At 73.0% G+C, this 7104-nt stretch carries 3 protein-coding genes and 1 pseudogene; all 4 read left to right on the top strand.

Annotated features, from left to right (window positions below; genetic code table 11):
- Positions 1–65: 65 nt before the first annotated feature.
- Positions 66–2498 carry a SpoIIE family protein phosphatase gene (locus VR45_RS17695; protein WP_053649403.1) on the top strand — a complete coding sequence of 811 codons (2433 nt, stop codon included), beginning with the start codon at positions 66–68 and terminating at the stop codon, positions 2496–2498.
- A 114-nt stretch (positions 2499–2612) separates the two neighbouring features.
- Positions 2613–4355, top strand: a complete 1743-nt coding sequence (locus VR45_RS17690; protein WP_286163296.1) for an ABC transporter family substrate-binding protein — start codon at positions 2613–2615, stop codon at positions 4353–4355.
- 241 nt (positions 4356–4596) lie between these two features.
- The gene (typA, locus tag VR45_RS17685; protein WP_045940743.1) at positions 4597–6465 is read left to right on the top strand and encodes a translational GTPase TypA; all 1869 of its coding nucleotides are present in this window, start codon (positions 4597–4599) and stop codon (positions 6463–6465) included.
- Positions 6466–6906: 441 nt separating this feature from the next.
- A pseudogene (locus VR45_RS17680) lies at positions 6907–7104 on the top strand (ABC transporter substrate-binding protein); the annotation flags it as partial.

Below are 7104 nucleotides of genomic sequence, written 5' to 3'. Positions count from 1 at the left end.
CCCCCGTCCGTGCCGCCCGGCCGGCCGCCGAGGAGCAGCGCTGGGGCGCCGGGGATCCGGGCTCGATCTACGACTACATCCGGGTCGCCACCTTCGCCATCGGCCCGGACGGCCGGATCAGCCAGTGGAGCGAGCGGGCCGCCGAGTTCTTCGGCGTCACCGCCGTCGAGGCGGTCGGCGCCGACCCGGTGACCACCTTCGTGCCGCGCGAGCTCTGGCAGCGCGGCCGGACCCGGCTGGAACGGACCCTGGCCGGCGAGGAATGGGTCGGCACCGCCCCGTACCGGCACGCCGACGGCGGCGAGGGCCTCGCCGAGCTCTACCTGATGCCGGACAGCGCGCTGCCCACTGCCGGCGCCACCTGTCTCGCGGTCGACCTCGGCCGGCTCCGCCGGATCGAGACGGATCTGGCCGCATCGGAGGCGGTTTTCGGCCAGACTCCGACCGGCTTCGTCCTCTTCGACGACCGGCTCCGCCTCCAGCGGGTCAACGACGCCTTCGCCTCCGGCATGGGCCTGGCGCCCACCGACCTGGAGGGCCTCACCCCGCACGACATCTTCCCCGGCGCCGAGGCCGACCGGCTCACCGCCGCCCTGCGCAAGGTCCTCGCCAGCGGCGAGCCCGTCTTCGACCTGCGCTTCCACGCCGCCGTCCCGACCCGCGAGGGCAACCGGCTCTGGGCCGTCTCGCTCTACCGCCTCAACGGCGCCGCCGGCCAGCCGATGGGTGTCGCCGGACAGGTCTCCGACGTCACCAGCCGGCACGTCGCCGAGCGCGAGGCCGACGGCGTCCGCCGCAACCTCGCGCTGCTCAACGAGGCCAGCGCCCACATCGGCTCCACCCTCGACCTGGAGACCACCGCCAAGGAGCTGCTGGACGTCGTCGTCCCGCCGTTCTGCGACCTCGCCACCGTCGACCTGTACACCGCGCTGCTCTCCGGCGAGACCGTGCCCAGCGCCGGCCGGCTCGGCGACACCGTGCTCACCGACGGCAGCGGCGAACTGCGCCGGGTCGCCGTCTCCAGCGTGGTCGGCGGCGCCTCCTCGGTGCTCGGCTCGGTCACCGGCCTGCCCATCGCCGAGGCCGGCGGCACCCTCTGCTACCCCCGCCGCTCCCCGCACGCCCGGGCCCTGCGCACCGGCCGCAGCGTCGTCCCCGAGCCCGGCCCCGACCCGCTGCTGCGCTCCACCCTGATCGTCCCGCTGGTCGCCCGCGACCAGGTGCTCGGCCTGGTCCAGCTCTCCCGGGCGATCGGCAGCGAACCCTTCGACGCCCGCGATGTCGCCATCGCCGAGGAGCTCGTCGCCCGCGCCGCCGTCTGCATCGACAACGCCCGGCTCTACCGCCGCGAGCACGAGCGCGCGCTGATCCTCCAGCGCAGCCTGCTGCCCCCGGGCAACCCGGCCGCCAGCGGCCTGGAGATCGCCTGCCGCTACCTGCCCAGCAACAACAACACCGAGGTCGGCGGCGACTGGTTCGACGTCATCCCGCTGCCCGGCAACCGCACCGCCCTGGTCATCGGCGACGTGATGGGACGCGGCCTGCGCGCCGCCGTCGCCATGGGCCAGCTGCGCACCGCCGTCCGCACCCTCGCCATGCTCGACCTCGACCCGGTCGAGGTGCTCACCGCCCTGGACGAGATCGCCCGCGACCTCGGCGACGACACCGCGCCGGCCGCCCGTTCCGCCCCGTACGGACGGCTCACCTCCACCGCCGACGAGGAGGCCCGCGAGGTCTACCTGGCGACCTGCGTCTACGCGGTCTTCGACGCCGTCACCCGGCGCTGCGTCTTCGCCAACGCCGGCCACCTCCCGCCGGTGCTGCTCAGCCCCGGCGAGAGCGCCCGGATGCTGGACGTGCCGCCGGGCCTGCCGCTCGGCGTCGGCGGCGAGCCCTTCGAGGAGGTCGAGCTGACCCTGCCGGACGGCGCCGTGCTCGGCCTCTACACCGACGGCCTGGTGGAGAGCCGCAAGCACCAGCTGGACGAGGGCCTGAAGGCTTTCCGCACCGCGCTCTCCGCCGAGGGCAAGGGCCTGGAGGACCTCTGCGACCACGTCCTCGGCGAGCTCAACCCGCACCACGGCGAGGACGACATCGCCCTGCTGATGGCCAGGGTGCACGCCTTCCCCGCGGACGCCGTCGGCCAGTGGTTCCTGCCGCCGGAGCCCACCTCGGTCGCCAAGGCCCGCGAGGCCGCGTGCAGCTGGCTGCTCGCCCGGGGCCTGGACGAGCTGGTCGACACCACCGAGCTGCTGGTCAGCGAACTGGTCACCAATGCGCTGCGGCACGGCCGGGGCGAGATCCGGCTGCGGCTGCTGCGCGACCGGACCATGGTGTGCGAGGTCTGGGACGACGGCTACGCCCAGCCCCGGCAGCGGCGCGCCCACGAGACCGACGAGGGCGGGCGCGGCCTGCAACTGGTCAGCCTGCTCGCCGAGCGCTGGGGCAGCCGGCGCACCCCCAAGGGCAAGATCGTCTGGTTCGAGCTGGGGCTGTAGGGACCGGGGCCGGTTCCCCGGCACCGGTCGGCCGTACCGCCGATCGGGTGCCGCACCCGGTCGGCCGCCGTGTCGCCGCCGCCGGGGGCCGGGCGGCGGCGTTCCATGGCCGCCATGCGCGCCCGCCTCCCCGTCGCAGCCGCCGCACTGCTGCTCGCCCTCGGTGCCACCTCCGGCTGCCTCGGCGGCCCCGGCCCGGCCCGCACCGCCCCGACCCCCGACCCCGCGCCGCCCGCGCCCGCCGCCGTCACCGGCGACGTCCGCCCGGCCGACCGGGCCGCCGTCCGCGACGGCGGCGCCCTGCGCTGGGCCGTCGACGCCGTACCGGCCACCCTGAACGTCTACCAGCCCGCCGCCACCGCCGACTCCGCGCTGCTGGCGAACGCCCTCTACCCCGCGCTGTTCCGGCCGGACGCGCACGGCGAGTGGACCCCCGACGAGGACTACCTGACCGCCGCCGAGGCCACCCCGCCCGGACAGCTGCCCCAGGTGGTCACCTACCACCTCGCCCCGCGCGCCGTCTGGAGCGACGGCACCCCGCTCTCGGCCGCCGACTTCATCGCCCAGCGGGCAGCGCTCTCCGGCCTGGACCCCGCCTACAGCGCCGTCCGGCCCGCCGGGTACGCGGCCATCGACTCGATCGTCCAGGGCGCCGACCCGCACGAGGTCAAGGTCACCTTCCGGCAGCCCTACGGCGAGTGGCGCGCCCTGTTCGGCCCGCTCTACCCCGCCGCCGAGACCGCCACCGCCGCCGCCTTCGGCCGCCCGCTGCCCGGCGGCGGCGCCCACCCGACGGCCGGCCCCTTCCTGGTGTCCGGCTACGACCCGGCCGCCGGCCGGGCCACCCTGGTCCGCAACCCGTACTGGTGGGGGGAGCCGGCCAAGGCCGACCGGATCGACTTCCTGGCCACCCCCGCCGAACGGCGCGGCACCGAGCTGGCCGAGGGCCGGCTGGACCTCGCCCCGCTGACCGGCGCCGTCGACCGAGCCGGCGGCGACCCCGCCGAGGCGGTCCGCCGCGCGGGCGCCCTGCCCGGCACCACCCTGCACCGGGCCGCCGGCACCGGCCTCACCCAGCTGACCCTCAACGCCGCCCGTGAGCCGCTCACCGACCCGGCGCTGCGCCGCGCCCTGGCCCGCGCCGTCGACCGGCGGCACGCCGCCGAGGCCGCGCTCGCCCCGCTCGGCCTGCCCGCCGCACCCCTCGGCCACCACCTGCTGACCGGGGACCAGGCCGGCTACCGGGACAACGCCGACGCGCTGGGCACCGCCGACCCCGGGCGGATGCTGGACGCGGCGGGCTGGCGGCGGCCCGCCGCCGGCGGCACCCGGGCCAGGGACGGCCACCCGCTGGCCCTCACCCTGCTGGTCCCGGCCGGCTCGGCGACCCTCCGACGGGCGGCCGACGCGGTGGCGGCCGACCTCGGCACGGCCGGGGCGGCCGTCCGGGTGGCCGAGGCCCTGCCGGACGCCTTCCTCCGCGACCACCTGGCCACCGGGGACTTCGACCTCGCCCTGTTCTCATGGCCGGCCGGCCCCGGCCCGGCCGGCGAGCAGCGGCCCGTCTACGCCAAGCCCCGGCCCGGCCCGGACGGCACCCCGGTGCCCGGCAGCAACTACGCCCGGGCCGGTACGGAGGAGATCGACAGCCTCTTCGACCGCGCCGCCGCCGAACCCGACCCGGCCGCCCGCCGGGCCCTGCTCCAGGAGACGGATGTGCGGATCTGGCAGCTCGGCCACTCGGTGCCGCTGTTCCAGCGCCCCGAACTGGTGGCCGCCCGGGAGGGTCTCGCCGGCGCCGGGGTCTGGGGCTTCACCCGCCCGCGGCTGCGGGACATCGGCTGGTCGGCGGGCTGACCCGGGGCCCGGAACCCGGTGGCCGGAGGGGCACCGCCCTGTGATCTTGCTCCCCCGGACAGCTCCCGTTTCGGCCGAGCTGGGCGGTTCCCCGTACGATAGGAGGAAGCCGTGGCATGTCCTGCCCGGCGGGTGGACCGGTAGTAGCAGGCGGAACGGGCGGCGGCGATCAACAGGGATCGCCGGTCGGCGTCACGCAGCCGGGCGCCGTAACCCACGATTCCGGGAGAATCCGCTCAGCATGCCCACGCGCAATGACATCCGCAACGTTGCCATCGTCGCTCACGTCGACCACGGCAAGACCACCCTGGTCGACGCCATGCTGAAGCAGGCCGGCGCCTTCGCCGCCCACCAGCACCTCGACGACCGGATGATGGACTCCAACGATCTGGAGCGTGAGAAGGGCATCACCATTCTCGCGAAGAACACCGCCGTCAAGTACCACCCCAAGGAGGGTGGCGCGCCGATCACGATCAACATCATCGACACCCCCGGCCACGCCGACTTCGGTGGTGAGGTCGAGCGCGGCCTGTCGATGGTCGACGCGGTCGTGCTGCTCGTCGACGCCTCCGAGGGCCCGCTGCCGCAGACCCGCTTCGTGCTCCGCAAGGCGCTGACGGCCAAGCTGCCGGTCATCCTCTGCATCAACAAGACCGACCGCCCGGACTCCCGGATCGACGAGGTCATCAACGAGACCTACGACCTCTTCCTGGACCTCGACGCCACCGAGGACCAGATCGAGTTCCCGATTGTCTACGCCTGTGCGCGTGACGGCGTCGCCTCGATGACCAAGCCGGAGAACGGCACCGTGCCGGCCGACAGTGACTCGCTGGAGCCGTTCTTCTCCACCATCCTGGCGCACGTCCCGGCCCCGACCTACGACGAGGACGCGCCGCTCCAGGCGCACGTCACCAACCTGGACGCCGACAACTTCCTCGGCCGTATCGCGCTCTGCCGGGTCGAGCAGGGCGAGCTGCGCAAGGGCCAGCAGGTCGCGTGGATGAAGCGGGACGGCTCGGTCCAGCAGGTCAAGATCACCGAGCTGCTGATGACCGAGGCGCTCACCCGCAAGCCGGCCGAGGTGGCCGGCCCCGGCGACATCTGCGCCGTCGCGGGCATCCCGGAGATCATGATCGGCGAGACCCTGGCCGACCTGGAGAACCCGGTCGCGCTGCCGCTCATCACGGTGGACGAGCCGGCCATCTCGATGGTCATCGGCACCAACACCTCGCCGCTGGTCGGCAAGGGCGGCAAGGGCCACAAGGTCACCGCCCGCATGGTGAAGGACCGCCTGGACCGCGAGCTGATCGGTAACGTCTCGCTCCGCGTGCTGCCGACCGAGCGTCCGGACGCCTGGGAGGTCCAGGGCCGTGGCGAGCTGGCGCTGGCCATCCTGGTCGAGACCATGCGCCGGGAGCTCTTCGAGCTGACCGTCGGCAAGCCGCAGGTCGTCACCAAGGTCATCAACGGCAAGACCCACGAGCCGGTCGAGCGGATGACCATCGACAGCCCCGAGGAGTACCTCGGCGCTATCACCCAGCTGATGGCGACCCGCAAGGGCCGTATGGAGACCATGACGAACCACGGCTCCGGCTGGGTCCGGATGGAGTTCATCGTCCCGTCGCGCGGCCTGATCGGCTTCCGGACCCAGTTCCTGACCGACACCCGCGGCACCGGCATCGCGCACAGCATCTTCGAGGGCCACGAGCCGTGGTTCGGCGAGCTGCGGATGCGCAACAACGGTTCGCTGGTGGCGGACCGCGCGGGCGTCGTGACGCCGTTCGCGATGATGGGCATCCAGGAGCGCGGCACGCTCTTCGTCGAGCCCACCACCGAGGTGTACGAGGGCATGATCGTCGGCGAGAACTCGCGTCAGGACGACATGGACATCAACATCACCAAGGAGAAGAAGCTCACCAACATGCGTGCCGCTTCCTCCGACACCACCGAGAACCTGGTGCCGCCGCGCAAGCTCTCGCTGGAGCAGTCGCTTGAGTTCTGCCGCGAGGACGAGTGCATCGAGGTGACCCCGGAGACCGTGCGTATCCGTAAGGTCGTCCTGGACCAGAAGGAGCGCGGGCGTACCGCTTCGCGCGCCAAGAAGGCCTGATTCCGGCCTTCTGAGCTTCTCCGGCCGTGCTTCGGCCGGAAACCGTCGCCCCCCTTTCCGATGGAGAGGGGGGCGAACCTTTTCAACAACTCGATGATGTCGGCGCAGGCATAAACGGAATAGCGCTTACCACGCCAAGGTGTCCGCTGAGCGAACGTGACAGTCCGTCATTCATGACGACTGTCCGTTTGATGCCTGTCTGAGTATGTCTCTTATGTCCGATTTTCGAAACTTACCGACCGTTCATGTGACCTAATTGAGATCGGCAGTGGTCACTTTCGTGTCCGTGGGTGACACATAGTGGGTGCAGTCAGGCTCGGGTCAAGGGTTAACGCGCAGGGGTGCGCGCCGAAACCACGAGCGCGGACGGCACAGCGGACCGGCGACAACCGACCGCGGTGCTCTCCTCGTTGGAAAGTCGAATTCAGGAGGCATCCCCCCATGCGTGGTGCAACCCAGACCAAGTGGCTCGTGGCAGCGACCGCGATCGCTCTCGCGGCGACCGCCTGCAGCACCAGCTCGAAGAGCAGCGACAAGGCTGCCTCCGGCGGCGGCACCATCGCCGTCCAGCTCGGTGAGCCGCAGCACGGTCTGATCCCGCAGAACACCGCGGAGTCCGAGGGTGCCGAGGTCCTGAAC

The sequence above is a fragment of the Streptomyces sp. NRRL S-495 genome (genome assembly GCF_000966955.1).
In the GTDB taxonomy this organism is placed as follows: domain Bacteria; phylum Actinomycetota; class Actinomycetes; order Streptomycetales; family Streptomycetaceae; genus Kitasatospora; species Kitasatospora purpeofusca.
This window is presented reverse-complemented; position numbering and strand designations above follow the sequence as displayed.